Source organism: Dyella sp. SG562 (assembly GCF_011759495.1).
Lineage (GTDB): Bacteria > Pseudomonadota > Gammaproteobacteria > Xanthomonadales > Rhodanobacteraceae > Dyella_D > Dyella_D marensis.
On record NZ_JAAOYS010000003.1, the window covers coordinates 356,985 to 383,379 of the forward strand.

The window sequence follows — 26,395 nt, forward strand, 5'->3', positions numbered from 1 at the left end:
ACCTGAAGGCGTTGCCGTGTACGTCCAGAATGCCAGTGCTCCCGCCCGCAAGCCCGTGACGGTGCCCGGCCTGCGGGCCATGAAGGCGGAAGGCAAGCCGATCGTGGTGCTCACCGCCTACGACTACAGCTTCGCCTGGCAGCTGGAAACCGCCGGCATCGACGTCGCCCTGGTCGGCGATTCGCTCGGCATGGTGGTGCAGGGGCATGCGAGCACGCTGCCGGTGACGCTCGATCACATGGTCTACCACACCGCCGCCGTGGCGCGCGGCCTGTCCGCCACCTTGCTGGTGAGCGACCTGCCGTTCATGAGCGACCGCGACGTGCCGCATCTGCTCGACGCTGGCGCGCGCCTGGTCGGCGAAGGCGGCGCGGCGATGGTGAAGATCGAAGGCGCGGCGCCGCATATCCTCGACGGCATCCATGCGCTGGCCACGCGCGCCATTCCGGTGTGCGCGCACCTGGGCCTCACGCCGCAGTCGGTGCACAAGTTCGGCGGATTCCGCATCCAGGGCCGCGAGCAGGAAGCCGCCGACCGCGTGGTGGCCGAGGCCAAGGCGGTGGAGCAGGCCGGCGCGGATCTGCTGGTGCTGGAAGGCGTGCCGACCTCGCTGGGCGAGCGCGTCACCAAGGCCGTCGGCATTCCCGTGATCGGCATCGGCGCGGGCCCGCATTGCGACGGCCAGGTGCTGGTGCTGCAGGACATGCTGGGCATCACGCCGGGCAAGCGCCCCAAGTTCAGCAAGGATTTCCTGGCCGGACGCGATTCTGTGGCGGCTGCGCTCGCCGCGTATGCGGAAGACGTGCGCAGCGGCGCCTTTCCCGCACCCGAACACTGTTTCAGCTGAGACACACCCATGCAGACTGTGCAAGACGCCGCGGCCTTGCGTGCCGTGATCCGCGGCTGGCGCTCCCAGGGCCAGACCGTGGGATTCGTGCCGACCATGGGCAACCTCCATGCCGGCCACCACTCGCTGATCAAGCTGGCGCGCGCGCGCACCGACCGCGTGGTGGCGAGCGTGTTCGTCAACCCGACCCAGTTCGGCCCGAACGAGGATTTCGACCGCTATCCGCGCACGCTGAGCCAGGACCAGGCCGGCCTGGCCGAGCAGCACTGCGACCTGGTGTTCGCGCCCGACGTGGCCACCATGTATCCGTTCGGCCCGGCCAGCAGCGTGAGCGTGCATGTGCCGGCCATCACCGACACGCTCGAAGGTGCGCACCGTCCCGGCCATTTCGACGGCGTGGCCACCGTGGTGTGCAAGCTGTTCAACCTGGTGCAGCCGGACGTGGCCGTGTTCGGCCAGAAGGACTTCCAGCAGCTGAAGGTGATCGAGCGCATGGTGCGCGACCTGGCCCTGCCGGTGAAGGTGATGGGCGCGCCCACCCTGCGCGCCGACGACGGCCTGGCGCTGAGCTCGCGCAACCAGTACCTGTCGCGCGACGAGCGCGAGCTGGCCCCGCAGATCTACGCCACCCTGCAGCAGATGCGCGAGCTGGTCGAAAAAGGCCACGCCATCAAGGTGGTGGAGCAGGCCGCGGCCTCCAAGCTGGCCCGCGGCGGCTTCGATCCGGACTACGCCGCGATCCGCCGGGCCGAGGACCTGTCCGAGCCGGCCGAAGGCGAGCGCGAAGGCCTGGTGGCGCTGATCGCCGCCCGCCTGGGCAAGACCCGCCTGATCGACAACTTGCCTTTCGACTGAGGCACCCCACATAGCGCGGCATCCGGCCTCGTTGCGGCCGGACGGCCCGCCCATCGATAATTGCCCGCTACGCAGACCTTTTCTGCTGGAAGTCATGCCATGAACCTGAACATGCTCAAGGCCAAGATCCACCGTGCCACGGTGACGCACGCCGAGCTGCACTACGAAGGCTCGATCGCGATCGACGGCCTGCTGCTCGATGCCTCCGGCATCCGCGAGTACGAGCAGATCCACGCGTGGAACATCAACAACGGCAAGCGCTTCGTCACCTATGCGCTGCGCGCGGAAGAAGGCTCCGGCATCATCTCGGTGAACGGCAGCGCGGCCCATCGCGCCCAGCCGGGCGACCTGATCATCATCGCCGCGTTCGCCCAGCTGTCCGAGGCCGAGGTCGAGCAGTTCCAGCCGACCCTGGTGTACGTGGATGCCGACAACCGCATCTCGCATACCAACCGCTCGATCCCGAAGCAGATGGCCGCGGCCTGAGGCCGCGGCTCAAGGCAAAAACTGCCGGAATTGGCACGTGGCGCGCTACTCACGCGCCACTCAATGGCTCTAAGATCGGGGTTCCCCTTCCCGCCAAGTACGAGCCCATGTCGCAGCAGCGCAGTCCGTCCTTCCTGGCAGCACACGTCGAACGTCTTTCGCGCACCCATCTGCGCGACTTGCTGAAGGACCGGGAGCGCGGCGAACGCCTGCGCCACCGCGTGGGGCCGCTGCTGCTGGACCTGAGCCGGCAGAAGCTGGACCACGAAGCGCTGCAGGCGCTGGGCGAGCACGCCGAAGCCAGCGGCTGGCAGCAGGCCCGCGACGCCATGTTCGCCGGCGAGCCGATCAACACGTCCGAACACCGCGCCGTGCTGCACACCGCGCTGCGCGGCGGCGCCTCGCGCCTGCCGCCGTTGGCGCCGCGCGAGGCGCGCAGCGAGATCGAACGCACCCTGCAGCGCATCGACGAACTGGTGCGCGCGATCGAGCGCGGCGACGCCGCCAGCATGGGCCTGCCGCCGAAGATCACCGACGTGGTGAACATCGGCATCGGCGGCTCCGACCTCGGCCCCCGCCTGGCCGTGCGCGCGCTGGCGCCGTTCCACGTGCCGGAGCTGCGCAGCCACTTCCTCACCAATGTCGACGGCCAGGCCGCCTACGAGCTGATGCGCCAGCTCGACCCGCGCCGCACCCTGGTGATCGTGGTCTCCAAGACCTTCACCACGCAGGAAACCCTGCTCAACGGCAACGTGCTGCGCGACTGGATCGTGCGCTCGTACGAGGGCGATGCGCGCGCCGCGTCGAAGCATTTCCTGGCGGTCAGCGCCAACACCGCCGAAGCCGAGCGCTGGGGCGTGGCCACGTCCAACATCTATCCGATGTGGGATTTCGTCGGCGGCCGTTTCTCGCTGTGGTCCGCGGTGGGCCTGTCGCTGGCGCTGGCCATCGGCATGGAGCATTTCCGCGCGCTGCTCGCCGGCGCGGCGCAGATCGACGACCACTTCCGCAGCAAGCCGTGGCAGGAAAACCTGCCGGTGCTGCTCAGCCTGGTCGAATACTGGAACCGCAATGCGCTGGGCCGCAGCAGCCGCGCGGTGGTGCCTTACGCCGATCTGATGGGCGACCTCACCTCGTACCTGCAGCAGCTGGAAATGGAGAGCCTGGGCAAGCAGGTGACTCCGCAGGGCGAGCCGGTGGCGCAGTCCACCTCGCCGGTGGTGTGGGGCAGCGTGGGCACCAATGCGCAGCATGCGTATTTCCAGTCGCTGCACCAGGGCACCGACACCGTGCCGCTGGAATTCATCGGCGTGGTGCGCCCGGCGCATCCGCTGCGCGCCAATCACGACGCGCTGCTGTCCAACCTGCTGGCGCAGGCCGCCGCGCTGGCGCTGGGCAAGACCTTCGACGAGGCCCTCGCCGAGAGCAAGGGCGGCGACGAACAGGCACGCCGCGTGCTCGCCGCGCAGCGCACCTTCCCGGGCGACCGCCCGAGCACGGTGATCCTGCTCGATTCGCTCACCCCGGAAAGCCTGGGTGCGCTGATCGCGCTGTACGAGCACAAGGTGTTCATGCTCGGCCATCTGTGGAGCATCAACGCGTTCGACCAGTGGGGCGTGGAGCTGGGCAAGTCGATCGCGCGGCAGATCCTGCCGGCGCTGGAAGGCCAGACGGACGATCTGTCTTCGTTCGACACCGCCACCCGCGCCTTGCTCGACGAGATCGCCCAGCGCCGCGAGGGTTGATTCTTTCTTACGTCGCCTGGTGCCGCGCCAGCGCCCAGGCGACGTGTTCGCGCACCAGCTCCGACGGATGCGCCGCACGCGCACGCAGCGCGTCGAGCACTTCGCCCGAGCCCGGCGCGTTGCCCAGCGCCACCGCGATATTGCGCAGCCAGCCCTCGTAGCCCGTGCGGCGGATCGCCATGCCTTCGGTGCGGCGCAGGAATTCCTCTTCGCTCCAGGCGAACAGTTCCACCAGGCGCGCGCCGTCCAGGCTGTGGCGCGGCGCGAAGTCGGGCTCCGCCGCGTCGCGCGCGAACTTGTTCCAGGGGCAGATCAGCTGGCAGTCGTCGCAGCCGAAGATGCGGTTGCCCATCGGCGCGCGCAGCTCTTCCGGAATGCTGCCTTTGAGTTCGATGGTGAGATAGGAAATGCAGCGGCGCGCATCCAGCCGGTACGGCGCGACGATGGCCTGGGTCGGGCAGATATCGATGCAGCGGCGGCACGTGCCGCAGTGCGCGGTGGCCGCTTCGTCCACCGGCAGCGGCAGGTCGGTGTAGAGCTCGCCGAGAAAGAAATACGAACCCGCGCTGCGGTTGATCAGCACGGTGTGCTTGCCGATCCAGCCCAGGCCCGCATTGCGGCCCAGGGCTTTCTCCAGCACCGGCGCCGAATCCACGTAGGCGCGGTAGCCGAAGTCGCCGACCTTGGCGTGGATGCGTTCGGCCAGCTTCTGCAGGCGGTTGCGCATCAGCTTGTGGTAGTCGCGGCCCAGTGCGTAGCGCGCGACATAGCCGGCGTCCGCGTCTTCCAGCACGGCCCAGGCATTGCGCGTGCCGGGCGGGATGTAGTCCATGCGCACCGAGATCACGCGCAGGGTGCCCGGTTCCAGTTCGGCCGGGCGGCTGCGCTTGGTGCCGTGGCGGGCCATGTAGTCCATCTCGCCGTGGTGGCCGTCGTCCAGCCAGCGCCGCAGGTGCTGCTCGTCCTCGCCCAGCTCGATGCCGGCGATGCCGGCGTCGGCGAAGCCGAGCTCGCGCGCCCAGCGCTTGATGTCCGCGGCGAGCGCGGCGTAGTCGTGGGCGAGGGCGGAGGAGGCGGACATGGCGGGCATTGTAAGTCCGCCGGGCCGCGGCCTCCGCCTATAATCCGGCGCATGACGCCACGCCCGCACAGCCACGAGCTCCATACCGTCGACCAGGTGCGCGCGCTGGATCGCCGCGCCATCGAGGTGCTGGGCATTCCAGGCATCGAGCTGATGCGCCGCGCGGCCGCGGCCGCGTTCGCCTCGCTGCAGCGCCATTGGCCGCAGGCGCGGCGCATCGCGGTGTACTGCGGGCCGGGCAATAACGGCGGCGACGGTTTCCTGCTCGGCGCGCTCGCGCTGCAGGAGGGCTATCAGGTGATGCTGTTCGCGCTCAGCGGCGAAGCGCGCGGCGATGCCGCGGCGGCGCGCGCGCGTTTCGAGGAGGCCGGCGGACAGGTGCAAATGTGGAGCGCCGTCACCGGCCTGCCGGTGGCCGACGTGCACGTGGATGCGCTGTACGGCACCGGTCTCGCGCGCGCGCCGGAGCCTGCGGTGGCCGACCTGCTGTGGCGGCTGAACGCGGGGGGCGAACCGATCCTCGCGCTGGACGTGCCTTCGGGCCTCAACGCCGACACCGGGCAATGCCCCGGCGAGGCGATCAAGGCCGATGTCACCGTCAGCTTCATCGCGCACAAGCGCGGCCTGCATACCGGCCAGGCGGCGGACCGCGTGGGCGTGCTGGAGCTGGATACGCTGGACTTGCCGGAAGAACTCTGGGACGGCATCGCGCCCGACGCCGAGCTGCTGCACGCCGCCACGCTGCCGCCGCGCCCGCGCCATGCCCACAAGGGCAGCAATGGCCACGTGCTGGCGATCGGCGGCGACCTCGGCACCGCCGGGGCCATCCGCATGAGCGGAGAGGCCGCGCTGCGCGCCGGCGCGGGGCTGGTCAGCGTGGCGACGCGCGAGGCGAATCTCACCGCGCTCAACAGCGCCCGTCCGGAACTGATGGCGCACGGCGTCGACGGCCCGCAGTCCCTGCAGCCGCTGCTGCAGCGCGCCGACGTGCTGGCCCTGGGCCCCGGCCTGGGGCAGGGCGCCTGGGGCCATGCGCTGTGGCTGACCGCGCTGGACATGGCCATGCCGACGGTGCTGGATGCCGACGGCCTCAACCTGCTGGCGCGCGAGCCGCGGGTGTTCGAAGCGGCCACGGTGATCACGCCGCATCCCGGCGAAGCGGCGCGGCTGCTGGAAAGCTCGGTCGCCGGGATCGAAGCGGACCGCTACGCCGCGGTACGCGCACTGGCGCGCAAATACGGCGCGGTGGCGGTGCTCAAAGGCGCCGGCAGCCTGATCGCCGACCCGCATGGCCGCGTCGCCGTCTGCCCCTGGGGCAACCCCGGCATGGCCACCGGCGGCATGGGCGACCTGCTCACCGGCATCGTCGCCGCCTTGCTGGCCCAGGGCTGCGAAGCCTGGGAAGCCGCCTGCCTGGGCGTCGGCCTGCATGCCCGCGCGGGCGACGCGGCCGCCGCCGACGGCGGCGAGCGCGGCCTGATGGCCACCGACCTGCTGGCGCCGCTGCGCCGGCTGCTCAACGGACTCGACGCATGACCACCCTGCAGCAGGCGCTTCCCGACGAACAGGCCACCACCGGCTTCGCCGCGCGCATGGCCGGCGCGGTGGACGAGGGCGCGGTCATCTACCTGCACGGCGACCTGGGCGCGGGCAAGACCAGCTTCGCCCGCGCCTTCCTGCAAGCCCTGGGCGTGGGCGAGCGGGTGAAAAGCCCGACCTACAGCCTGGTCGAGTCCTACCGGCTGGCCGCCCGCACGGCCTGGCACCTGGACCTGTACCGCATCGCCGACCCCGGCGAACTGGAATGGCTGGGCCTGGACACGCTGGCCGACCCCGCCGCCCTGGTGCTGGTGGAATGGCCGGAGCGGGGCGCCGGGGCCTTGCCCGCGCCGGATCTGCAGATCGACCTGGCCTATGCCGGCACCGGCCGCACCGTTCAGGTGGCCGCGCGCAGCCCGCGCGGCGAGCGCCTGCTGGCGCGGGTGCCGGCCTCAAGCTGAGGCGCGGCGCTAAGTATCCGTCGTTAATGAGATTTTGGGTTCCGTCTCGCCCCCGGGCGAAACCCTTCCGTCAGCGCGGCTTGCGTCCGATAGCTGGACCCAGCCTGACAAAACAGCTGCAGGTTATGGATATTTCAAGGAAAAAGCACTTGCATTCAGGAAAGTGCTGAGCTTCAATGCGCGACCATGAGGGGATATCCGGCCAGCATCCGTCAGTTTTCCTGTCTCGTCGCCCTGGCGATGGCGCAGCTGTGCGCCGTCCACGCCACCGACGTGAAGTCGGCCCGCGTCTGGGCCGGCCCGGAATACACCCGGCTGGTGCTCGATGTATCCGGTCCCGTGGACTACAAGACCCGCCAGGACGGCGACCAGCTGGTGATCGACCTGGGCCGCAGCGCCCTGGGCGATGACTACTCGGCGCCGAAGTCGCAGGGCCTGCTCAAGGGCCTGGACAGCAGCCAGCAGGGCAACCGCCTGCAGCTGGTGGCCAAGGTCGACCCGTCCAGCCACTACAAGAGCTTCGTGCTGCAGCCGCAGGCCAGCTACGGCTACCGCTTGGTGGTCGACGTCTATCCCGGCAACGGGGTGGCCTCGTCGGCCAAGGCCGCACCCGCTCCGGCCCCGGTACAGGACGACGGCGACGATGACGCCGCGCCGCCGCCCGCGCCGGTGGCGGTCAAGCTCGCCGCCTCCAGCAAGAACAGCCTGCGCTCCACCCAGAGCGGCATGGCCTCCACCCGCCAGGCCGCCGCGCTGCTCAACGGCGAGCGCAAGGTGGTAGTGGCGGTCGACGCCGGCCACGGCGGCCAGGACCCGGGCGCGCACGGCCCCGGCGGCACGCTGGAAAAGAACGTCACCCTGGCGGTGGCGCGCGAGCTGGCCGCACAGATCAACAAGCAGCCGGGCATGAAGGCGGTGCTGACGCGCGATGCGGATTTCTTCATCCCGCTCAAGCAGCGCTACGAGATCGCCCGCCGCAACAACGCCGATTTGTTCGTCTCGGTCCATGCAGACGCCTTCGTCAACGGCGACGCCAAGGGTTCCTCGGTGTGGGTGCTGTCGCCGCGCGGCAAGACCAGCGAGGCGGCCCGCTGGCTGGCCGACCGCGAAAACCGCGCCGACCTGATCGGCGGCGTGTCGCTGGACGACAAGGACGACAGCCTCGCCGCCGTGCTGCTGGACCTGCAGCAGGGCTACGCCATGCAGGCCAGCGAAGCGGTGGCCACCAATGTGCTGAAGGCGCTGGGCGGCCTGGGGCCGACCCACCGCGGCTTCGTGGAGCGCGCCAACTTCGTGGTGCTGCGCTCGCCGGACGTGCCCTCGATCCTGGTCGAGACGGCATTCATCAGCAATCCGGACGAAGAGCGCAAGCTGCGCGATCCCTCGCACCAGGCGCACCTGGCCGAAGCCGTGATGGGCGGCGTGCGCAGCTATTTCGAGGCGACCCCGCCGCCGGGTTCGTGGTTCGCCGCGCAGGCCGCGCGCCGCAACGGCAACGTGGTGGCGTCGGCGGCGAAGAACGACGATGACGACGGCGACGGCAATCCCGTGTCCACCGCTGCCAACAAGGCGGTGGCGCAGGCGATGACCGGTTCGAAGTCGGGCGAGGTCAAGGTGGCCAGCGTGAAGGCCGACAGCGAACGCGCCGACGCCAACGTGCGCGACCTGCACCGCGTCACCGCGGGCGAAAGCCTGCGCAGCATCGCGCGCCAGTACGGCGTGAGCATCACCGCGCTGAAGAACGCCAACCGCAGCATCAACAGCGACACGGTGCGTGCGGGCATGGTGCTGGCGATTCCATCCGGCTGATCCATCCGGCCGATCCGTTCGGCCGATTCCATTCGGCTCGTCCCGCCGCAACATGTTGTTTTTACGAACGCCACCCCTCGGGTGGCGTTCCTGCTTTAAGCTTGCGCGATGCCTGTCATCCGTCCCCTGCCTGCTGAACTCATCAACCAGATCGCCGCCGGCGAAGTGATCGAACGGCCTTCCTCCGTCGTGAAGGAACTGGTCGAAAACAGCCTCGACGCCGGCGCCACCCGCATCGAAGTGGATATCGAGCAGGGCGGCCAGCGCCTGATCCGCATCCGCGACGACGGCGGCGGCATCGAGCCGGACGACCTGCCGCTGGCGGTGGCCTCGCACGCCACCAGCAAGATCCGCAGCTTCGACGACCTGGAACACGTGGCCAGCATGGGTTTCCGCGGCGAGGCGCTGGCCTCGGTCTCGTCGGTGGCGCGCTTTGCGCTCACCTCGCGCGCACGCGGACAGGACACCGCCTTCCGCATCGAAGTGGACGGCGGCAAGCTGCAGGCGGCGCGCCCCGCGCAGCATCCGCAAGGCACCAGCGTCGAGGTGCGCGACCTGTTCTACAACGTGCCGGCGCGGCGCAAATTCCTCCGCGCGGAGCGCACCGAGTTCGCGCATATCGACGACCTGCTGAAGTCGCTGGCGCTGGCGCGCGGCTCGGTGGAATTCCGCCTCAGCCACAACGGCAAGCCGGTGCGCATCCTCAAGGCCGCCAAGGACGAACAGGCGGCTCTGCTGCGGGTGGCCGACGTGCTGGGCGAGGAATTTCCCGCGCAGAGCCTGCGTATCGATCATGTGGCGGCCGGCCTGCATCTGTCGGGCTGGGTCGGCTTGCCCACGGCGTCGCGCTCGCAGGCCGATTCGCAATACTTCTACGTCAACGGCCGCCTGGTGCGCGACCGCATCGTGGCGCACGCGGTGCGGCAGGCGTATGCCGACGTGCTGTTCCACGGGCGGCACCCGGCCTTCGTGCTGTATCTGGAACTCGATCCGGCCGGCGTCGACGTCAACGTGCATCCGGCCAAGCACGAAGTGCGTTTCCGCGAGCAGCGGCTGGTGCACGACTTCCTGTTCCGCACCCTGCACGAGGCCCTGGCGCAGACGCGCGCGGGGCAGGTGGGCAGCGTGGTCGACTCGATCGACACGGCGCCCACGCTGGTCAGCTATGCCGCGGCCGCCTCCGCCGGCGCGCCCGTCACCTCCACGCCGGCCTGGTCCGGGCAGTTCAGCCAGAGCCGCCTGAGCCTGGGCGTGCGCGACGAGCCGCTGGCCGATTACGCCGCGCTGCTGGGCGAGTCTTCGCGCGAGGCGGTGCCGGCCTATGCTGCCAACACCCCGATGCCGCCCGCGCAGGACGACGAGGCGCCGCCGCTGGGCTTCGCCATCGCGCAGCTCAAGGGCATCTACATCCTGGCCGAGAATGCGCACGGCCTGGTGCTGGTGGACATGCACGCGGCGCACGAGCGCATCACCTACGAAAAGCTCAAAAGCGGCCGCGCCTGCAGCAACCTGCGCTCGCAGCTGCTGCTGGTGCCGCTCAACGTGTCGGTCAGCGCGAAGGAAGCCGCCGCCGCCGAGGAACACGCCGACGCGCTGGCCGACTGGGGCCTGGAGCTGTCGCGCAGCGGTCCGTCCGGCGTGGTGGTGCGGCGCATCCCGGCCTTGCTGGAAGGCGCCGACGTGGCGCAGCTGTGCCGCGACGTGCTGGCGGAGCTGGCCCTGCACGGCAGTTCGCGCCGCCTGCAGGAGCTGGAGAACGAACTGCTCTCCACCATGGCCTGCCACGGCTCGGTGCGCGCTGGCCGGCGCCTCACCGCGCCGGAAATGAACGCGCTGCTGCGCGAGATGGAAGCCACCGAGCGCTCCGGCCAGTGCAACCACGGCCGCCCCACCTGGACCCAGCTGGGCCTGGCCGAGCTGGACAAACTGTTCCTGCGCGGGCGCTGAGCCGGCGCTTGCGGCTGCGGCAAATAGACGTCCATACTCGGGCTTCCTCTGTCGAGCGGGCCGTGCCATGTCGCGTAGCGTTGCCTTTGCCCTCGTTGTCGCCTTGAGCTTTGGAGTCGTCGCCGTGCAAGCCGAAACCGCCACCGCCGCCGCTGCCGGCGACTATCCGCACGAGATCGAGCAGTGGCGCGCCAAGCGCACCGCCAACCTCACCGCGCCCACCGGCTGGCTCAGCCTGATCGGCCTGGAATGGCTGCAGGAAGGCGCCAACCGCATCGGCAGCGCCAGCGACAACGACATCGTGCTGAAGGCCGGCCCGGCGCATCTGGGCGTGGTGACACAGGGCAAGGGCGGCGCGCTGCACATCGTGCTGGATGAAAAATCCGGCGCCACCATCGACGGCAAGCAGGTGCGCGAAGCCGCGCTGATCGACGACATGCATGCCGGCGAAGCCACGCCCACCACGGTGGCGTTCGGCAGCGCCAACTTCTACGTGATCGAGCGCGATGGCCGCAAGGCGCTGCGCGTGAAGGACAGCAACGCCGAAACGCGCAAGCACTTCCTGGGCATCGACTACTTCCCGATCGACCCGTCCTGGCGCGTGGTGGCCGACTGGGTGCCGTTCGATCCGCCGCACAAGCTGGAGATCGGCTCGGTGATCGGCACCATCGACAAGGTCGACGTGCCGGGCAAGGCGGTGTTCCAGCGCGACGGCCACACTTTTGAACTGCTGCCGTACCAGGAAGAACCGGGTGGCGAACTGTTCTTCGTGCTGGCCGACCGCACCTCCGGCAAGGAGACCTACGGCGCCGCGCGTTTCCTTTACGCCGCGCTGCCGAAGGACGGCAAGGTGGTGCTGGATTTCAACAAGGCCTACAACCCGCCCTGCGCGTTCACGCCGTTCGCCACCTGTCCGCTGGCGCCGCCGGAGAACCGGCTGGATGTCGCGGTGACGGCGGGCGAGAAGAAGTATCGCGGCGGCCATCATTGAGCGCCGTGCGTTCGCTCGTCGTTGCGGGCGCGGCGTTGGTCGCGCTATGGACTGCGCCGGTGTATGCGCAGCCCAGCGACTACACGGCACAGGTCGAGCAGGCGCGCGCCGAACGCGTGACGAAGCTGAAGCGGGCGGATGGCTATCTCACGCTGATCGCTTCCGGTTGGCTCGAGCCAGGTGACAACACGGTCGGCGCCGCCGCCGACAACCGTTTCCAGGTGCCGGGCGCACCCGCGCATCTGGGCGTGCTGCATCTCGATGCCAGTGGCGCGGTGGATCTGCGCACCGCCGACGGCGTGACGGTGACGATCGACGGCCATCCCGTCTCCGCCGCGCCGATGCTCACGCAAGGCGCGCATGGCGAACGCAAGCCCACCCGCGCCTATCTCGGCGCGGAGCGCTATCTGTACGTCGTCGAAAGCGGCAAGCAGCGCGGGCTGCGGGTGAAGGACAATGCCGCGCCGCTGCGGACGAACTTCCCCGGCATTCCGTATTTCCCGATCGATCCCTCGTGGAAGATCGAAGCGCAGTGGCGGGCGTACACCACGCCGCACACGCTGCGCATCGCCAACGTGGTCGGCACGGAAAACGACGAGCCGGTGCCGGGCCAGGCGGTGTTCGAACGCGGCGGCCAGCGCTACACGCTCACACCGATGGAAGAAGACGGCCGCCTGTTCTTCGTGTTCAGCGACCGCACCGCCGGCAAGCTCACCTATGGCGGCGCGCGTTTTCTCTATGCCGACATGCCGAAGGACGGCAAGGTGACGCTGGATTTCAATCTGGCCGAGAACCCGCCGTGCGCGATCACGCCGCACGTGGTGTGCCCGCTGGCGCCGCCGGAGAATCGGATGAAGCTGGAAGTGACCGCGGGCGAGCAGAAGTTCCAGGGCGCAGGGCACTAGATCGCCCGGCGTAGGTTGGGGTGAGCACAGCGAACCCCAACATCGCACTTTCAGCCGTAGCGCATTGTTGGGGTTCGCTGTGCTCACCCCAACCTACGCCGGAAGGTTTTCCTTCGAATCAGCGTCCCTTGAACTCCGGCTTGCGCTTCTCCAGGAACGCCGTGGTCCCTTCGCGCATGTCTTCCGTCGAAAACGCCAGCGCGAACGCCTGCGTCTCGAACTCCAGCCCCTGATCCAGCGCGGTCTCGCCGCCCTGCAGCACGGCGTCGAGAATGCCCGCCGCCGCCAGCGGCGCCGAGGCGGCGAGCCGGTCGGCCAGCGCGTCCACCGTTTCGTCCAGCGCCTCCGGCGCCACCACGCGGTTGACGATGCCCAGCTCGCAGGCGCGCTGGGCGCCGATCATCGCGCCGGTCAGGCACAGCTCCAGCGCGGCGCCGCGGCCGGCCAGGCGCAGCAGGCGCTGGGTGCCGCCGAAGCCGGGGATCAGGCCGAGATTGATTTCCGGCTGGCCGAAGCGCGCCTTCTCGCTGGCCACGCGCAGGTGGCAGGCCATGGCCAGCTCCATGCCGCCGCCGAGGGCGAAGCCCTGGATGCGCGCGACCACCGGCTTGCCCAGGCGCTCGATGGAGCTCATCAGGCGCTGGCCGGCGCGCGAGAAGCCCTGCGCCTGCACCGGCGTGTAGCCGTTCATCTCGGCGATGTCGGCGCCGGCGACGAAGGCCTTGTCGCCCGCGCCGGCCAGCACCACGGCGCGCACGGCGTCGTCCTGGGCGGCCTGGGCGAAGGCCAGGGTCAGTTCGTTGAGGGTGTCGCGGTTCAGCGCGTTGAGCTTGTCGGGGCGGTTGACGGTGATCAGGCGCACCTCGCCGCGGTTGCCGATTTCCAGATTGCGATAAGCCATGGCGGTTCCCAGCGGAGGTCGAAAACGCCCATGGTAGCAGTGGGGTTGCGGCGGGAACCTTTGCCGCCGCGGGCGTTCTCATGCCGGTGGCGCCGGCACCCCCGCCCGGCCCCGCTGCACGCGCCCGGCAAACCCCTTACGATGGCCGGGCTTCGCGCATCCGCGATGGAGGATAGGCATGACACGACTGCGTTGGTTGGCCCATGGCACGATGCTCACGATGCTGATGAGCGCGGCGATGGCCACGCATGCGCAGAGCCGCGACAGCGCGTCCGACGCGCAGGCCGCGGGGCTGGACAAGAACAAGCTGTCCTATGCGATCGGCTACCAGATCGGCAGCCAGTTCGCCAGCGGCGACCCGGACGTCGACATCGCCGTGATGCAGCGCGCGATCCAGGACGCCTACACCAAGCGCCGCCCGTCCGTGCCGATGCAGGACATGCACGAGCAGCTGCGCCGCCTCGACAAGCACATGCACGACAAGGCGGAGTCCCAGTTCCAGCAACTGGCCAATTCCAACGCCAGCAAGAGCGCCGACTTCCTCGCCAGGAACCGCCAGAAGCCCGGCGTGGTGCAGCTGCCTTCGGGCATCCAGTACCAGGTGCTCAAGCAAGGCACGGGCAAGGACCAGCCGGCGGTGAACAGCACCGTCACGGTGAATTTCCGCGCCACGCTGATCGACGGCACCGAGTTCGACAGCTCCTGGGCGCACGGTTCGCCGGTGAGCTTCATCGTCAACAACAAGGTGATCCCCGGCTGGCAGGACGTGATCCAGCGCATGCACGTCGGCGACAAGTGGCGCGTGGTCATTCCCCCCGCGCTGGCCTACGGCGAACGCGGCAACCTGCCGCGCATCGGCCCGAACGAGGCCCTGGTGTTCGAGATCGAGCTGCTGGAAATCAAGCAGTAAGGCAAGCGTTCGCCGCCGCGGGCGGGGCCTTCGGCTAAGATGTGCGGTCCATGCCGAACGATCCCGCCCCCATCCCTGCCGCCGTCCTGAGTCCCTGCATCGGCATCTGCCGGCTCGACGAGCGCGGCTATTGCGAGGGTTGCCTGCGCACCGGCGACGAGATCGCGCGCTGGCGCGGCATGAGCGACGCCGAACGCCTGCGCTACATGCACGAGGTACTGCCGGCGCGGGAACCGCAGCCATGAGCGACCCGCTGGCGCCGGTCGCCGCCGCCGTGCTCCCGCTGGCCGAGCCGCCGCAGGGGCCGGGCTGGAACCACCGCGAGATGGCCGAGCTGATCGGCGATGCGCCGCGCCGTCCTGCCGCAGTGCTGGTGGGCTGGCGCGAAGGCGTGCAGCCGCGCCTGGTGCTGACCGTGCGCAACGACAGCCTGCAGGCGCACGCAGGGCAGGTGGCGTTTCCCGGCGGACGTACCGATCCGGAAGATGCCGACGCCGTCGCCACCGCTTTGCGCGAGAGCGAGGAGGAAGTCGGCCTCGATCGCCGCCTGGTCACGCCGATCGGCTTTCTCGACAGCTTCGACACCATCAGCGGCTACCGCATCACGCCGGTGGTGGCGCGCATCGCGCCGGAAGCGAGCCTGTATCCGGCACCGGCGGAAGTGGCCGAAGTGTTCGAGGTGCCGCTGGCGTTTTTCCTCGACCCGGCCAACCTGCGCCGCTACACCATGGATTTCCGCGGCCATCGCCGCGAGATGGTGGAATTCATCCACGGCGGCCATCGCATCTGGGGCGCGACGGCCGCCATGCTGGTCAACCTGCTGCACCGCATGGGGCGTCTATGACTGCTGCATACACCACGCTGATCGATGCGCGCACGCTGGCGGCGCTGCCGCCGCGCGAGGTGCTGATCGTCGACTGCCGCTTCGAACTGGCCGTGGCCGGCGGCGATCCGGACAAGGGCGAGCGCGCGTATCGCGAGGGGCATATCCCGGGCGCGGTCTATGCGCATCTGGATCGCGACCTGTCGGATCTCTCGCGCAAGAGCGAAGGGCTGGGCCGGCACCCGATGCCGTCCGAGCAGGCGTTTTCCGCGGTGCTGTCGCGCTGGGGCTGGCGTCCGGGCCTGCAGGTGGTGGCTTACGACGCGGCTGGCGGCGCGCTGGCCGCGGCGCGGCTGTGGTGGCTGCTGCGCCTGGCCGGCGTGCGCGAGGTGGCGGTGCTCGATGGCGGTTTCCAGGCATGGCAGGCGGCGGGCTTGCCGCTGGAGTCCGGCGAGGTGGCGCGCGAGCCGAGCGACGTTGCGCTGCGCTACGACGCCTCGCGCTACATCGTCGATCACCGCGCGATTGCCGATCGCTCGGAGTTGCTGATCGATGCGCGCGCCACGCCGCGCTACCGCGGCGAAGTGGAACCGATCGACCGCGTGGGCGGCCATGTGCCCGGCGCCTTGAATCGCCCGTATTCGGACAATCTCGATGCGGACGGCCGCTACAAATCCGCAGGGCAGCTGCGCAGCGATTTCGCCGCCTTGATCGGCGACACGCCGCCCGCGCAGGTCGTGCACATGTGCGGCTCCGGCGTCACCGCCTGCCACAACCTGCTGGCGATGGAACACGCGGGGCTGGCGGGTTCGCGCCTGTACGCGCCGTCGTGGAGCGGCTGGGTCAGCGATCCGGCACGGCCCGTCGAAACCGCGTAACCGCGTAACCGCGTAACCGTAGGTTGGGGTGAGCGCAGCGAACCCCAACACCGCACCGCCAGGCGCCTCGCATTGTTGGGGTTCGCTGCGCTCACCCCAACCTACGCCGTGGCGCCGTGGCGATTATTTCTTTTTCAGGCGTGCCACCAGCTGCTGCAGCACCGCCTGCGTCTCTTCGCTGAAGAACGCATCGACGAACACGTCGATCGGCAGCTTTTCCGGATCCGCCCACACTTCGGTCAGATCCGCGCGCGCCAGCTGGCGCGTGGCCAGCATCGCGCCCGCCGGCAGCGCCAGCAGTTCGTTGAGCCAGTGCAGGGCGCGCGTGGTGACCTGGTCCACGCCGGTCAGCTCGTCGACGAAGCCGAACGACAGCGCCTGCTGCGCATCGATCATCGCGCCGGCCACCAGCAGCCGCTCCGCGCGATACGGGCCGACCACGCGGCGCAGCGCGAGCTGGATGCAGTCCGGCACGATCAGGCCGACCTGCACTTCGTTCAAGCCGATGCGGTACGGGCCTTCGGCCATCACGCGGTAATCGCAGAACAGCGACAGCACCGCGCCGCCGGCGGGTGCGTGGCCGGTAATCGCGGCCACCACCGGCACCGGCGCCATGGCGATGGCCGAGCAGGTGGCGAAGAAGGTGCTCCAGAAGCGGCGCACGCCGTCGCGGTCCTGGCCGAGCAGGGCGGGCACGTCGACGCCCGCGGAGAACATGCCGGACGTACCCGACAGCACGATGCCCGCGGCGCCGTCCTGCACGGCGGTGGCGATGGCCGCCTGGATCGCCTGCAGCAGTTCGAGGTTCAGCGCATTGACCGGCGGGCGCGCGAGATTGATCTCGACGATGGCGTCGTGCTTGACGAGGTTGAGCATGGCGGCGTCCCCGGACGAAAGAAGTAAGGCCCGCGAGCGTAGCAAACTCGCGGGCCTCGCCGGCGCTTTAAACGCCGGGCTTACTGCTGCGGCTGGTCGGTCTCGGCCCAGCGGTAGCGCACCGCGTAGTCCAGCGTGGCCTTGCCGCCGGCCGGCACTTCGATGCGGAATTCCAGCAGGTCGGGCTTCTGCTCCGAAGGCTTGGTGCTGGACGACTGCAGCGTCCATTCGCGCCAGCGGCTGGGGTGTTCGCGCACCGTCACCGTGCGCGCGCTGTCGCCGGCATTGGTGAGGGTGATGCGGAAGGCTTCGTCCATCGAACGGCCGGCCTTGTCCAGCTTGAACTGCGTGCGTTCGCGCTCGGCGCGCAGGTCGAAGGCATTGCCCAGGGTGATGGTGGCGTCGCTGCCCTTGGGCGTGTCCTCGATGCGGCCTTCGCCGATGAATTGCGGCGTGCCGTTGCGGTCGGTGGTCATCACGCGCAGGTTGCCGGCCGGCAGGCTGTCGAAGGCGCGCAGCTTCAGCGTGCTGGTCACGGTATTGCTGCCGCCGGTGTTGAAGTCGCGGTTGGTCGCCGGTTGCGGCGGGGTCCAGTGGCCGCCCGTTTCATACAGCAGGGTGCGTTCGCAATCGAGCTGGCGCGTTTCGTACAGCGGCACCTGGCTGACGCTGCCGTCGGGCAGGTTCACCGCGCCGGGCAGGGTGTAGCTGCGGTAGTCGGCGACCGAGCCCTGCTGCGGCATGTCCGCCGCCTGCGCCTTGGCGTTGAAGGACATCATCCGCGGCGCGGCGGCCGGCATCGGGCCGGGCGTGCGGGTGATCTGCGGTTCGCCGGCGATCAGGGTCAGGTGCACGTCGTTCCAGTCGCGGCCGCTGCGGTTGGCGATGCTGGCGCGCGCCTCGAAGCGCAGCTTGCAGCCGGCGCCCGGCAGCACGGTGCCGATATACGCCGCGCGCCAGCCGAGGCCGGCGGTGGGATAGCTCAAGGTGGCGCGCGCATTGCCGGCCCTGGCCGCATCCACGCGCAGTTCCAGGCTGGAACCGGTATTGAAGTGGCCGCTGGCGCGCACCGCCGCGTAGTCGCGGACCAGGCTGGTGCGGCCGCTGGCATCGCTCACCAGCAGGCCGTTGCCGGCGCGCAGCAAGGTGCCGCTGGCCAGTGGCTGGCCGTTGCTGCCGAGCACTTCCACCGGCTGGCCGACCAGGCTGCCCAGCGCGGCGTCGCGGCCCTGGGCCAGCAGCAGGCGCTGCGACAGCACCTTGACGGCGTCGCCTTCGACGTCGAGCGAGAGCGCTTCGGTATCGAGAAAGGCGGGCAGGCCGCCGAGGCTTACGTCCTGCACACCCTGCTGCAGATCCAGCCGGCGCGGTTCGCGCGCCATGGCGTAGCCGCTGTCCACGCTGCTGCCATCGCCGCCGGTGAACAGGGAGGCGTCGTCGCTGCGGTACAGGGTCAGCTCGGTGCGTTCGGGCGTGGCCGCGGCGGCGGTGCCGGCCAGGGTGGTGGCGCAGGCCAGGGCGAGGGTGGTGAAGGGGAACTTGCTCACGGGCGAACTCCTTTCGTTGGGCGCCGCCGATCTTACGCAGCGCGCATGAAGATGCGGCATCCGTGGCCGCCAATGCGTTAACCCCGGATCGCGCCGGCTGCGTTGTGGCCGACCCGGAGGAATTCAGTGCGTGGCGAAGAAGCCGCGCAGCGCGGCCAGGTCGCGCGTGAGCGCAAGGCCCAGCGCCAGCAGGATGCGCGCCTTCTGCGGGCTGAAATCCTCGCCCGCGATAAAGCCCGTCTCCTGCAGGTAGCGCCGCTGCGCCACGCTGCCCAGCGGCGAGCGGGTGCACTGCACCACCGCGATGCCGCCGGCGATGGCCGCTTCCAGCGCGATGCGCTCGGCCTGGGTGACCAGGCCGGGCGCCAGGCCCGCGGAGACGATGCCTTGCGCACCCTTGGCCAGTGCGGCTTCGATCATGGTGTCGTCGGCGCCGACGTACGAATAGGCGATGTCCACGCGCGGCGGCCGCGCATCGTCGGGCAATGCCGCGAACGCCGCGCCGGGGGCATGGCGGCCTTCGGGACGGCGGCGGTAGCGGATGCGGTCCGGATCGACCGTGCCGAGCACGCCGTGATCCATCGAGCGGAACGTATCCAGCCGCAAGGTGGAAACCTTGATCACGTCGCGCGCCGGATAGATGCCGTCGTTGAACACCACCAGCACGCCGCGCCCGCGCGCATCCGCATCGCCGGCCACGCGGATCGCACCCAGCAGATTGGACGGCGCATCCGAACCCACCGCGCTCAATGGCCGCTGGGAACCGGTAAGCACCACGGTCTGTGGGATATCCAGCGTGAGGTTGAGGAAGAACGCGGTTTCTTCCAGCGTGGCCGTGCCGTGCAGGATCACGAAGCCGGCCAGCTCCGGCTGCTCGCGCGACAGGCGCCGCAGCGTGGCGCGCAGCTCGAACCAGTCGGCCATGGTGAGATTGTTGCTGCCCACCGAACGGAACGGCACCGGCACCGCTTCGGCCACGTCGGCGATTTCAGGCACGCGCGCAAGGATCTGCGCGACATCCAGCTTGCTGCCGTGCTCCGGGTAATCCATCAGGTCGGTGCTGGAAGTGCCCAGCGAGGCGATGGTGCCGCCGCAGCCGATGATGGCGACGCGGGGGAGGGCGAATGTCGTGGACATGACGGCGGGATTCCTTCGCAACTCAAGTCGGCGCCAGATGCGCGCCAGCCGCGAAGCTTAGCTAATGCGTCATCCCGGCGCAGGCCGGGATCCAGTAGCGATGCGCTGCATGGAGATACGGGCCCAAAAAGGCAGGGCCTTTGAAGCTTCCAGCGATGGTCGAACGGTGACGTTACTGGATCCCGGCCTGCGCCGGGATGACGCTGGTTGGCGGTGTGTTGCCTATCAGGCCTGCTCAGCCGCGTCGCGGATCGCCTGCGGCAGCGGCACCGGCTTGCCGGTGTGCGGGTTCATCCAGACCATCACCACGTGGCCGTCGCTGTACAGCTTGTCCGGCTGTTCCGCATCGACGATGCGATGCCCGATGGTCATCGAGCTGTTGCCCAGGCGCAGGCAGAACAGCTCCACCTGCAGCTGCGCCGGCCATTCGATCGGGAAGCGGTAGTTGATCTCGCTCGCCGCCAGCACCGGCATCGACTGCTCGTCGAACCACGGCCCGGGCACGTGCTTCAGCCACTGCAGCCGCGCTTCTTCCAGATACGTGAGGTAGTTGGAATTGTTGACGTGGTTGAAGGCGTCGAGATCGCGCCAGCGCACGCCGATGGAGGCGGTGAACAGCGGCTGGACTTCCGCCGCGGCATCCGCCGCGGGGCTCGATTCGGTGATGGTGAAACTCATGCGGTCTTCTTCCGTACGGCCTTGGTGTCGCGGCCATTGCTCTTCTGTGCACCGGTCTTCTGCGCACCGTTCTTCGGCGCATCGTTCTGCGCCTTCGCCGGCTTGATGCCCAGGTGCGGCGCAAGGAAGCGGCCGGTGTGCGAGGAGGCCGTCTCGGCCACCGCTTCCGGCGTGCCGGCGACCAGGATGCGTCCACCGCCGGCGCCGCCCTCGGGGCCGAGGTCGACGATCCAGTCGGCGGTCTTGATCACGTCGAGGTTGTGCTCGATCACCACCACGGTATTGCCCTGGTCCACCAGCTGGTGCAGCACGTCGAGCAGCTGCTCGATATCGTGGAAGTGCAGGCCGGTGGTGGGTTCGTCCAGGATGTACAGCGTGCGGCCGGTGTCGCGCTTGGACAGCTCCTTCGACAGCTTCACGCGCTGCGCTTCGCCGCCGGACAGCGTGGTCGCGCTCTGGCCCAGCTTGATGTAGTCCAGGCCGACCGCGCGCAGGGTTTCCAGCTTGCGCGCGATGGTGGGCACGTTCTCGAACAGCTTGAGCGCGTCTTCCACCGTCATGTCGAGCACGTCGGCGATCGTGTGGCCCTTGTAGGCGATCTCCAGCGTCTCGCGGTTGTAGCGCTTGCCGTGGCAGACGTCGCAGGGCACGTACACGTCCGGCAGGAAGTGCATCTCCACCTTGATCATGCCGTCGCCTTCGCAGGCCTCGCAGCGGCCGCCGCGCACGTTGAAGCTGAAGCGGCCGGCGGTGTAGCCGCGCGAGCGCGCTTCCGGCACCTGCGCGTACAGCTCGCGCAGCGGGGTGAACAGGCCGGTATACGTAGCCGGATTCGAACGCGGCGTGCGGCCGATCGGCGACTGGTCGATATCGACCACCTTGTCGAACAGCTCCAGCCCTTCGACCGACTTGTACGCCGCCGGCTGCTCGCTGGCGCCGTTGAGTTCGGCGGCGGCGAGGCGGAACAGCGTGTCGTTGATCAGGGTCGACTTGCCCGAGCCGGACACGCCGGTGATGCAGGTGAACAGGCCGGCTGGAATGGCCAGGTCCACGTTCTTCAGGTTGTTGCCGGTGGCGCCGCGCAGATGCAGCCAGGAGTCCTTGTCCTCCTGCTCGCGGCGCTCCTTCGGCACCTCGATCGCGCGGCGGCCCGAAAGATACTGGCCGGTGACCGAGCGCTTGGAGGCGAGGATGTCCTTCAGCGTGCCCTGCGCCACCACTTCGCCGCCGTGCACGCCGGCGCCCGGGCCGATGTCGAGCACGTGGTCGGCCAGGCGGATGGCGTCTTCGTCGTGCTCCACCACGATTACCGTATTGCCCAGGTCGCGCAGGCGGGTGAGCGTGCCGAGCAGGCGCTCGTTGTCGCGCTGGTGCAGGCCGATCGAAGGTTCGTCCAGCACGTACATCACGCCGACCAGGCCGGCGCCGATCTGCGAAGCCAGGCGGATGCGCTGCGCTTCGCCGCCGGACAGCGAGTCGGCCTGGCGGTCGAGCGTGAGGTAGTTCAGGCCCACGTCGTTGAGGAAGCTCAGGCGCTCGCGGATTTCCTTGACGATCTTCACCGCGATCTCGCCGCGCCAGCCGGTGAGGGTGAGCGTGTCGAAGAAGCCCAGCGCGTCGTCGATGGAACGCGAGGTGAGCGAGGGCAGGGCGTGGTCGGCGACGAACACGTTGCGCGCCGAACGGTTCAGGCGCTGGCCGTGGCAGTCGGGGCACGGATGGTCCGCGATGTACTTGGCCAGTTCCTCGCGCACCGCGGGCGATTCGGTTTCCTTATAGCGGCGCTCCAGGTTCGGCAGGATGCCTTCGAAGGAGTGCTCGCGGGTGACCTTGCCGCCGCGCTCGGTGAGGTAGCGGAACTGGATCTTGTCGTTGCCGCTGCCGTACAGCACGGCCTTCTGCACGCCGGCCGGCAGCTTCTGCCAGGGCGTGTCGACGTCGAAGCGGTAGTGGTTGGCCAGCGAGATGATCAGCTGGAAATAGTGCGCGTTGCGGCGGTCCCAGCCGCGGATCGCGCCGCCGGACAGCGGCAGCTCCGGATGGCCGACCACGCGCGCCGGATCGAACACCTGGGTCACACCCAGGCCGTCGCAGGTGGGGCAGGCGCCGATCGGCGAGTTGAACGAGAACAGGCGCGGTTCCAGCTCCGGCAGCGAGTAGTCGCACACGGGGCAGGAATAGCGCGAGGACAACAGCTGTTCCGGTGCCTTCGTATCGTCCATGTCGGCCAGGATCACCAGCCCGTCGCCCAGGCGCAGCGCGGTCTCGAAGGATTCGGCCAGGCGCTGCTTGATGTCGTCGCGCGGGCGGAAGCGGTCGATCACCACTTCGATGGTGTGCTTCTGGCGCAGGGTCAGCGGCGGCACGGCGTCGAGCTCGTACACCACGCCGTCGACGCGTGCGCGCACGAAGCCCTGCGCGCGCAGCTGGTCGAACACCTGCACGTGCTCGCCCTTGCGCTCGCGGATCACCGGGGCCAGCAGCATGAAGCGCTTGTCCGGATCCAGCGCCAGGGTGGCGTCCACCATCTGGCTCACCGTCTGCGCTTCCAGCGGGATGCCGTGGTCCGGGCAGCGCGGCGTGCCGACGCGGGCGTACAGCAGGCGCAGGTAGTCGTAGACCTCGGTGATGGTGCCCACGGTAGAGCGCGGGTTGTGCGAGGTGGATTTCTGCTCGATCGAGATGGCCGGCGACAGGCCTTCGATATGGTCGACGTCCGGCTTCTCCATCATCGAGAGGAACTGGCGGGCGTAGGCCGACAGCGACTCGACGTAGCGGCGCTGGCCTTCGGCATAGATGGTGTCGAAGGCCAGCGAGGATTTGCCGGAACCGGACAGGCCCGTGATCACGATCAACTGGTCGCGGGGGAGGTCCAGATCGATGTTCTTGAGGTTGTGCGTGCGCGCGCCGCGGATGCGGATGGTGTCCATTGAACGCCGGGGAGAAGTCAGTAGGAGGGGGAAAAACTGCACTATACCAAACTCGCCAGGTCAGTTATTGCCGCTGGCGGGGTCGGGGAGGAATCGGGGGAGAAGCCTGAAAATGGGGTTCCATCAAAGTGTTAACAAGTGGCTTGGCTTAATACGCGTTTTGGCCGCAAGGCCGATGCAGCGAGACCAGTACACATGCGCAAGTGGAAAGGATGGGGGCTCTCCCTGGCGCTGGTGGCATCCATGGGCACGGCCTCGGCCGCGACCCAGCCCAGCGAAGAGCAGGTGCGCCAGCTGATGGAAGTGGTGGGGGTGGGCAAGATGCTCAGCCAGATGAACAGCCAGGCCGTGACGGTGATGCAGCAGTCGCTGCCGTGCATCCCGGCCAGCTACTGGCAGGGCTACATGGACAGCAACGGCACCCAGCAATTCATCGGGCGGCTGGTGCCGATCTACCAGCGCCATTTCAGCGCCGACGAGATCGACGGCATGCTGAAGTTCTACCGGTCGCCACTTGGCCAGAAAGTGATCACCGAGATGCCGACCACCATGGGCGAGGCCAACCAGGCCGGCCTGCAGTGGAGCAAGGAGCGCAGCGACCAGATGATCGCCGAGCTCAAGCAGAAGGGCAGCCTCGACGCGGGCGGCCGCTGCCCGGCCGAACATGCGGCGGCGGCCACCGGCGTGGCGGCAGGCGCCGCGGCGGCGAATGCCGCCGGCGCCGATGACGACGACGAGGCCGCGGCCGAGGCGGCTCCGGCCAAGAAGGCGGCGCCGGCGAGCAAGGCGAAGGGGAAGGCGACGACCAAATCGAAGTCGACCAGGAAGGCCCCGGCCAAGAAGACGCCCGCCAAGACCACCACCAAGGCGCCGGCCAAGCCCGCCGCGGCGCCGGCCAAGCCGGCGGCCGATACCGGCAAGGCCAGCACGCCCGCGCAATAGCCGGGCTCCCGCCAGGGCCGGCGGACCGCTGGCGACACCCGCCTGGAGCGCGCCGAGGCCCGCCGGTTGGGGGTAACCGCGGAGCCGGAACGGGCCTGGCACCACCGCCGCGAGCCAGGGTCGCCGGCGGCCGGGGCTATCGGATTGATCCTTGGGATTTTTTTGGTTATGATCGCCGGCTCGCGCAAGCGAGAACACCCAAGAGAATAACGACAGAAGGGATATTCCCATGAGTTATGCAGTCATCAAGACCGGCGGCAAGCAGTACCGCGTCCAGCAGGGCGACGTCCTGCGCGTGGAGCTGCTGAACGCCGAAGAAGGCGCCAGCGTGAAGTTCGACGAAGTGCTGCTGGTGGGTTCGGGCGAGACCATCACCGTCGGCGCGCCGACCGTGACCGGCGCCACCGTCTCCGCCACCGTGCGCAAGCATGGCCGCGCCGACAAGGTCCGCATCATCAAGTTCCGCCGCCGCAAGCACCACAAGAAGCAGCAGGGACACCGTCAGCATTTCACCGAAGTCGAGATCACGGGCATCAACGCCTGATCCGCCAATCTGGAGTAATCAGTCATGGCACATAAGAAAGGCGTAGGTTCGTCGCGCAACGGCCGCGATTCGAACCCGAAGTATCTCGGCGTCAAGATCTACGGTGGCCAGGCCATCGAAGCCGGCAACATCATCGTGCGTCAGCGCGGCACCAAGTTCCATCCCGGTACCGGCGTGGGCCTCGGCCGCGACCACACCCTGTTCGCGCTGGTCGACGGCACGGTCGAGTTCAAGACCCGTGGCGAGAAGAACCGCAAGTACGTGAACGTCGTCCAGGGCTAAGCCCGGCCGGCGCAGCGCAAGAGCCCCGCTTCGGCGGGGCTTTTGTTTTTGGGCGGGAATAGGGAATTGGGAATAGGGAATAGCTTAAGAGCCCCCGCACCCAGCCTCCTCTACAATTCCCGAGATCGCGTGGTTTTGCGATTCCCCATTCCCTATTCCCTATTCCCTATTCCCTATTCCCGGCACCCAAGCCATGAAATTTGTCGACGAAGCCATCATCAAGGTCCTGGCCGGTGACGGCGGCAACGGATGCATCAGCTTCCGTCGCGAAAAATTCATTCCCTTCGGCGGTCCCGACGGCGGCGACGGCGGCAGCGGCGGCTCGATCTGGCTGGTGGCCGACGAAGGCCTCAACACCCTGGTCGACTTCCGCCACCAGCGCGCGTTCAAGGCGCAGCGCGGCGAGAACGGCATGGGCAGCGACATGTACGGCAAGGGCGGCGACGACACCGAAGTCCGCGTGCCGGTCGGCACCGTGGTCACCAATGTCGACACCGACGAAATCATCGGCGACCTCACCGCCCACGGCCAGCGCCTGCTGGTGGCGCAGGGCGGCAAGGGCGGCCTGGGCAACATCCATTTCAAGAGCTCGGTGAACCGCGCGCCGCGCAAGTCCACGCCCGGCACCCCGGGCGAGGTGCGCGAGCTGAAGCTGGAGCTGAAGCTGCTGGCCGACGTCGGCCTGCTCGGCTTCCCCAACGCCGGCAAGTCCACCTTCATCCGCGCCGTGTCGGCGGCCACGCCGCGCGTGGCCGACTACCCGTTCACCACCCTGCACCCGAACCTGGGCGTGGTCAGCCTGGGGCCGGACCAGAGCTTCGTGATCGCCGACATCCCCGGCCTGATCGAAGGCGCCGCCGAGGGCGTCGGCCTGGGCATCCAGTTCCTGCGCCACGTGGCGCGCACGCGCCTGCTGCTGCACCTGGTAGACATCGCGCCGATCGACGGCTCCGACGTGGTGGAACAGGTGCACGCCATCGAGCACGAGCTGCAGAAGTTCGACCCCGAACTGCTGCAGCGCCCGCGCTGGCTGGTGCTGAACAAGGCCGACGTGCTGCCGGAAGACGAGCGCCAGGCCGTGGCCGAGGACATCGTGCAGCGCCTGGGCTGGACCCAGCCGTGGTTCCTGGTCTCGGCCATCGCGCGCGACAACACCCTGGCGGTGTGCCAGCAGATCCAGCGGTTCTTCGAGGCGCAGCGCGAAGTGCAGGAAGGCCGCACCGACATGCTGCCGGGCGACGTGCGCCTGCGCGGGGACGCGCCGCGCGACTGAGCGCGCGC

General features: G+C 69.0%; 23 protein-coding genes and 1 pseudogene. 17 read left to right on the plus strand and 7 right to left on the minus strand.

Annotation, left to right across the window (positions count from 1 at the left end; genetic code table 11):
- Positions 1–16: 16 nt before the first annotated feature.
- From panB to pgi, 4 genes are all read left to right on the plus strand, one after another.
- Positions 17–847, plus strand: a complete 831-nt coding sequence (panB, locus tag FHW84_RS08630) for a 3-methyl-2-oxobutanoate hydroxymethyltransferase (protein WP_167254417.1) — start codon at positions 17–19, stop codon at positions 845–847.
- Positions 848–856: 9 nt separating this feature from the next.
- Positions 857–1,702 carry a pantoate--beta-alanine ligase gene (gene panC / locus FHW84_RS08635; protein ID WP_167254419.1) on the plus strand — a complete coding sequence of 282 codons (846 nt, stop codon included), beginning with the start codon at positions 857–859 and terminating at the stop codon, positions 1,700–1,702.
- A 99-nt stretch (positions 1,703–1,801) separates the two neighbouring features.
- Positions 1,802–2,188, plus strand: a complete 387-nt coding sequence (panD, locus tag FHW84_RS08640; protein ID WP_090450268.1) for an aspartate 1-decarboxylase — start codon at positions 1,802–1,804, stop codon at positions 2,186–2,188.
- A 107-nt stretch (positions 2,189–2,295) separates the two neighbouring features.
- Entirely contained in the window at positions 2,296–3,933 is a 1,638-nt protein-coding gene (gene pgi, locus FHW84_RS08645; RefSeq protein ID WP_167254421.1) for a glucose-6-phosphate isomerase, read from the plus strand.
- Positions 3,934–3,940: 7 nt separating this feature from the next.
- Here pgi and queG read toward each other — a convergent pair whose 3' ends face one another.
- Positions 3,941–5,014 carry a tRNA epoxyqueuosine(34) reductase QueG gene (queG, locus tag FHW84_RS08650; protein WP_243868002.1) on the minus strand — a complete coding sequence of 358 codons (1,074 nt, stop codon included), beginning with the start codon at positions 5,012–5,014 and terminating at the stop codon, positions 3,941–3,943.
- Between the two features lie 51 nt (positions 5,015–5,065).
- On the opposite strand from queG, the gene FHW84_RS08655 reads away from it, so the two are divergent.
- The 6 genes from FHW84_RS08655 (at position 5,066) to FHW84_RS08680 (ending at position 12,666) form a co-directional block, all read left to right on the plus strand.
- Positions 5,066–6,550, plus strand: coding sequence for an NAD(P)H-hydrate dehydratase (locus FHW84_RS08655; protein ID WP_167254425.1), 1,485 nt, complete (start codon positions 5,066–5,068; stop codon positions 6,548–6,550).
- Positions 6,547–7,014, plus strand: a complete 468-nt coding sequence (tsaE, locus tag FHW84_RS08660; protein WP_167254434.1) for a tRNA (adenosine(37)-N6)-threonylcarbamoyltransferase complex ATPase subunit type 1 TsaE — start codon at positions 6,547–6,549, stop codon at positions 7,012–7,014. The genes FHW84_RS08655 and tsaE overlap by 4 nt, the downstream gene beginning before the upstream one ends.
- A 186-nt stretch (positions 7,015–7,200) precedes the next feature.
- Positions 7,201–8,823, plus strand: coding sequence for an N-acetylmuramoyl-L-alanine amidase (locus FHW84_RS08665; RefSeq protein WP_167254436.1), 1,623 nt, complete (start codon positions 7,201–7,203; stop codon positions 8,821–8,823).
- A 108-nt stretch (positions 8,824–8,931) separates the two neighbouring features.
- Positions 8,932–10,770 (plus strand): DNA mismatch repair endonuclease MutL, encoded by a 1,839-nt coding sequence (gene mutL, locus FHW84_RS08670; protein WP_167254438.1) that lies wholly within the window; start codon positions 8,932–8,934, stop codon positions 10,768–10,770.
- 67 nt (positions 10,771–10,837) lie between these two features.
- Complete coding sequence (locus FHW84_RS08675; RefSeq protein ID WP_167254440.1) at positions 10,838–11,761, plus strand: DUF1684 domain-containing protein; 924 nt, start codon at positions 10,838–10,840, stop codon at positions 11,759–11,761.
- 5 nt (positions 11,762–11,766) lie between these two features.
- Positions 11,767–12,666, plus strand: a complete 900-nt coding sequence (locus FHW84_RS08680; RefSeq protein WP_343203581.1) for a DUF1684 domain-containing protein — start codon at positions 11,767–11,769, stop codon at positions 12,664–12,666.
- A gap of 118 nt (positions 12,667–12,784) precedes the next feature.
- Here FHW84_RS08680 and FHW84_RS08685 read toward each other — a convergent pair whose 3' ends face one another.
- Entirely contained in the window at positions 12,785–13,567 is a 783-nt protein-coding gene (locus FHW84_RS08685) for an enoyl-CoA hydratase-related protein (protein WP_167254442.1), read from the minus strand.
- A 178-nt stretch (positions 13,568–13,745) separates the two neighbouring features.
- Between FHW84_RS08685 and FHW84_RS08690 the strand changes: the two genes are divergently transcribed.
- The 3 genes and pseudogenes from FHW84_RS08690 (at position 13,746) to FHW84_RS08700 (ending at position 16,178) form a co-directional block, all read left to right on the plus strand.
- Positions 13,746–14,477: an FKBP-type peptidyl-prolyl cis-trans isomerase gene (locus FHW84_RS08690; RefSeq protein ID WP_167254445.1), complete on the plus strand. Its 732-nt coding sequence runs from the start codon at positions 13,746–13,748 to the stop codon at positions 14,475–14,477.
- A gap of 50 nt (positions 14,478–14,527) precedes the next feature.
- Positions 14,528–15,321 (plus strand): annotated as a pseudogene (locus tag FHW84_RS08695) (CoA pyrophosphatase).
- Positions 15,318–16,178: a sulfurtransferase gene (locus FHW84_RS08700; RefSeq protein WP_167254447.1), complete on the plus strand. Its 861-nt coding sequence runs from the start codon at positions 15,318–15,320 to the stop codon at positions 16,176–16,178. The pseudogene FHW84_RS08695 and the gene FHW84_RS08700 overlap by 4 nt, the downstream one beginning before the upstream one ends.
- 123 nt (positions 16,179–16,301) lie before the next feature.
- Here FHW84_RS08700 and FHW84_RS08705 read toward each other — a convergent pair whose 3' ends face one another.
- The 5 genes from FHW84_RS08705 to uvrA all read right to left on the minus strand — a co-directional run bounded on the left by FHW84_RS08705 (position 16,302) and on the right by uvrA (position 23,346).
- Positions 16,302–17,054 carry an enoyl-CoA hydratase/isomerase family protein gene (locus FHW84_RS08705; protein WP_167254449.1) on the minus strand — a complete coding sequence of 251 codons (753 nt, stop codon included), beginning with the start codon at positions 17,052–17,054 and terminating at the stop codon, positions 16,302–16,304.
- 80 nt (positions 17,055–17,134) lie between these two features.
- Positions 17,135–18,601, minus strand: a complete 1,467-nt coding sequence (locus FHW84_RS08710; protein ID WP_343203582.1) for a DUF4139 domain-containing protein — start codon at positions 18,599–18,601, stop codon at positions 17,135–17,137.
- A 123-nt stretch (positions 18,602–18,724) separates the two neighbouring features.
- Entirely contained in the window at positions 18,725–19,738 is a 1,014-nt protein-coding gene (locus tag FHW84_RS08715; protein WP_167254453.1) for an asparaginase, read from the minus strand.
- 225 nt (positions 19,739–19,963) lie between these two features.
- Positions 19,964–20,416 carry a thioesterase family protein gene (locus FHW84_RS08720; protein ID WP_167254455.1) on the minus strand — a complete coding sequence of 151 codons (453 nt, stop codon included), beginning with the start codon at positions 20,414–20,416 and terminating at the stop codon, positions 19,964–19,966.
- A complete protein-coding gene (gene uvrA / locus FHW84_RS08725) occupies positions 20,413–23,346 on the minus strand; it encodes an excinuclease ABC subunit UvrA (RefSeq protein WP_167254457.1) in 2,934 nt (977 codons plus the stop codon). The genes FHW84_RS08720 and uvrA overlap by 4 nt, the downstream gene beginning before the upstream one ends.
- 243 nt (positions 23,347–23,589) lie before the next feature.
- On the opposite strand from uvrA, the gene FHW84_RS08730 reads away from it, so the two are divergent.
- The 4 genes from FHW84_RS08730 to cgtA all read left to right on the plus strand — a co-directional run bounded on the left by FHW84_RS08730 (position 23,590) and on the right by cgtA (position 26,387).
- Entirely contained in the window at positions 23,590–24,288 is a 699-nt protein-coding gene (locus FHW84_RS08730) for a DUF2059 domain-containing protein (protein ID WP_243868004.1), read from the plus strand.
- A gap of 229 nt (positions 24,289–24,517) precedes the next feature.
- Positions 24,518–24,832, plus strand: coding sequence for a 50S ribosomal protein L21 (rplU, locus tag FHW84_RS08735; RefSeq protein ID WP_167254461.1), 315 nt, complete (start codon positions 24,518–24,520; stop codon positions 24,830–24,832).
- 24 nt (positions 24,833–24,856) lie between these two features.
- Complete coding sequence (rpmA, locus tag FHW84_RS08740) at positions 24,857–25,114, plus strand: 50S ribosomal protein L27 (protein WP_026636285.1); 258 nt, start codon at positions 24,857–24,859, stop codon at positions 25,112–25,114.
- Between the two features lie 193 nt (positions 25,115–25,307).
- Positions 25,308–26,387: an Obg family GTPase CgtA gene (gene cgtA, locus FHW84_RS08745; protein WP_167254462.1), complete on the plus strand. Its 1,080-nt coding sequence runs from the start codon at positions 25,308–25,310 to the stop codon at positions 26,385–26,387.
- Positions 26,388–26,395 lie beyond the last annotated feature (8 nt).

What these genes read in the sequence shown, in the direction of transcription:
- FHW84_RS08730 (WP_243868004.1), top strand. Translation starts at nt 23,590, where the DNA reads ATGGGCACGGCCTCGGCCGCGACCCAGCCCAGCGAAGAGCAGGTGCGC.
- rplU (WP_167254461.1), top strand. Translation starts at nt 24,518, where the DNA reads ATGAGTTATGCAGTCATCAAGACCGGCGGCAAGCAGTACCGCGTCCAG.
- queG (WP_243868002.1), bottom strand. Translation starts at nt 5,014, where the DNA reads ATGTCCGCCTCCTCCGCCCTCGCCCACGACTACGCCGCGCTCGCCGCG.
- FHW84_RS08705 (WP_167254449.1), bottom strand. Translation starts at nt 17,054, where the DNA reads ATGCTCAACCTCGTCAAGCACGACGCCATCGTCGAGATCAATCTCGCG.
- tsaE (WP_167254434.1), top strand. Translation starts at nt 6,547, where the DNA reads ATGACCACCCTGCAGCAGGCGCTTCCCGACGAACAGGCCACCACCGGC.
- mutL (WP_167254438.1), top strand. Translation starts at nt 8,932, where the DNA reads ATGCCTGTCATCCGTCCCCTGCCTGCTGAACTCATCAACCAGATCGCC.
- FHW84_RS08655 (WP_167254425.1), top strand. Translation starts at nt 5,066, where the DNA reads ATGACGCCACGCCCGCACAGCCACGAGCTCCATACCGTCGACCAGGTG.
- panC (WP_167254419.1), top strand. Translation starts at nt 857, where the DNA reads ATGCAGACTGTGCAAGACGCCGCGGCCTTGCGTGCCGTGATCCGCGGC.
- panD (WP_090450268.1), top strand. Translation starts at nt 1,802, where the DNA reads ATGAACCTGAACATGCTCAAGGCCAAGATCCACCGTGCCACGGTGACG.
- FHW84_RS08685 (WP_167254442.1), bottom strand. Translation starts at nt 13,567, where the DNA reads ATGGCTTATCGCAATCTGGAAATCGGCAACCGCGGCGAGGTGCGCCTG.
- FHW84_RS08665 (WP_167254436.1), top strand. Translation starts at nt 7,201, where the DNA reads ATGAGGGGATATCCGGCCAGCATCCGTCAGTTTTCCTGTCTCGTCGCC.
- FHW84_RS08700 (WP_167254447.1), top strand. Translation starts at nt 15,318, where the DNA reads ATGACTGCTGCATACACCACGCTGATCGATGCGCGCACGCTGGCGGCG.
- FHW84_RS08675 (WP_167254440.1), top strand. Translation starts at nt 10,838, where the DNA reads ATGTCGCGTAGCGTTGCCTTTGCCCTCGTTGTCGCCTTGAGCTTTGGA.
- FHW84_RS08715 (WP_167254453.1), bottom strand. Translation starts at nt 19,738, where the DNA reads ATGTCCACGACATTCGCCCTCCCCCGCGTCGCCATCATCGGCTGCGGC.
- uvrA (WP_167254457.1), bottom strand. Translation starts at nt 23,346, where the DNA reads ATGGACACCATCCGCATCCGCGGCGCGCGCACGCACAACCTCAAGAAC.
- rpmA (WP_026636285.1), top strand. Translation starts at nt 24,857, where the DNA reads ATGGCACATAAGAAAGGCGTAGGTTCGTCGCGCAACGGCCGCGATTCG.
- FHW84_RS08690 (WP_167254445.1), top strand. Translation starts at nt 13,746, where the DNA reads ATGACACGACTGCGTTGGTTGGCCCATGGCACGATGCTCACGATGCTG.
- pgi (WP_167254421.1), top strand. Translation starts at nt 2,296, where the DNA reads ATGTCGCAGCAGCGCAGTCCGTCCTTCCTGGCAGCACACGTCGAACGT.
- cgtA (WP_167254462.1), top strand. Translation starts at nt 25,308, where the DNA reads ATGAAATTTGTCGACGAAGCCATCATCAAGGTCCTGGCCGGTGACGGC.
- FHW84_RS08720 (WP_167254455.1), bottom strand. Translation starts at nt 20,416, where the DNA reads ATGAGTTTCACCATCACCGAATCGAGCCCCGCGGCGGATGCCGCGGCG.